A 984-nucleotide genomic window follows, 5' to 3' on the forward strand; every position below is an offset into this window, starting at 1 on the left:
TGGCTATAGCCCAAAACAAAAATAAAAACCCTATTAAGTAAAAAGGGGCGACTGATGGGAATCGAACCCACGAATGCCAGAGCCACAATCTGGTGCGTTAACCACTTCGCCACAGCCGCCATTATACTATATAAGATTAATTAAATTGGCAGGGGTAGTAGGACTCGAACCCACACCGGAGGTTTTGGAGACCTCTGTTCTACCTTTAAACTATACCCCTGTATTCTTTTTTAAAAAATGGTGGAGGGGGACGGATTCGAACCGCCGAACCCTGAGGGAGCGGATTTACAGTCCGCCGCGTTTAGCCACTTCGCTACCCCTCCACATTTCAGTGGTGCCGGCGAGAGGACTTGAACCCCCAACCTACTGATTACAAGTCAGTTGCTCTACCAATTGAGCTACACCGGCATTTGAAGTAAGATTATTTAATTCTTATGGTGGAGGATGACGGGCTCGAACCGCCGACCCTCTGCTTGTAAGGCAGATGCTCTCCCAGCTGAGCTAATCCTCCAGAAGAAAAGAATGTTTAGTATTTCACATAAAAAAACAATGGTGACCCGTACGGGATTCGAACCCGTGTTACCGCCGTGAAAGGGCGGTGTCTTAACCGCTTGACCAACGGGCCAGTTGAAGTTGTAATGTAAGCTCCCAACCGGGCTTGAACCGATGACCTCTTCCTTACCATGGAAGTGCTCTACCGACTGAGCTATGGAAGCATGGCTCCGCAGGTAGGACTCGAACCTACGACCGATCGGTTAACAGCCGATAGCTCTACCACTGAGCTACTGCGGAATAATATAATGATTTGTTCACAAGCCTGGCAACGTCCTACTCTCACAGGGGGAAACCCCCAACTACCATCGGCGCTAAAGAGCTTAACTTCCGTGTTCGGCATGGGAACGGGTGTGACCTCTTTGCCATCATCACCAGACATAGTGACAAAAATTATTATACTATGAAATCCGAAGATTTCAAGCTTTTTTT

General features: G+C 48.0%; 8 tRNA genes and 1 rRNA gene. All 9 read right to left on the reverse strand.

The window, feature by feature from the left end:
• Positions 1-46: 46 nt before the first annotated feature.
• A tRNA-His gene (locus tag AZ46_RS19615) sits at positions 47-119 on the reverse strand.
• Positions 120-146: 27 nt separating this feature from the next.
• Positions 147-220 (reverse strand) — tRNA-Trp (locus AZ46_RS19620).
• Between the two features lie 18 nt (positions 221-238).
• A tRNA-Tyr gene (locus AZ46_RS19625) sits at positions 239-323 on the reverse strand.
• Between the two features lie 9 nt (positions 324-332).
• Positions 333-408 (reverse strand) — tRNA-Thr (locus tag AZ46_RS19630).
• A 27-nt stretch (positions 409-435) separates the two neighbouring features.
• Positions 436-511: transfer RNA gene (locus tag AZ46_RS19635), tRNA-Val, on the reverse strand.
• 39 nt (positions 512-550) lie between these two features.
• A tRNA-Glu gene (locus tag AZ46_RS19640) sits at positions 551-625 on the reverse strand.
• Between the two features lie 18 nt (positions 626-643).
• A tRNA-Thr gene (locus AZ46_RS19645) sits at positions 644-716 on the reverse strand.
• Between the two features lies 1 nt (position 717).
• Positions 718-792, reverse strand: a tRNA-Asn gene (locus AZ46_RS19650).
• 23 nt (positions 793-815) lie between these two features.
• Positions 816-931 (reverse strand): 5S ribosomal RNA (gene rrf / locus AZ46_RS19655).
• Between the last annotated feature and the right edge of the window lie 53 nt (positions 932-984).

Source organism: Metabacillus indicus LMG 22858 (genome assembly GCF_000708755.2).
Taxonomy (GTDB): Bacteria; Bacillota; Bacilli; order Bacillales; family Bacillaceae; genus Bacillus_P; species Bacillus_P indicus.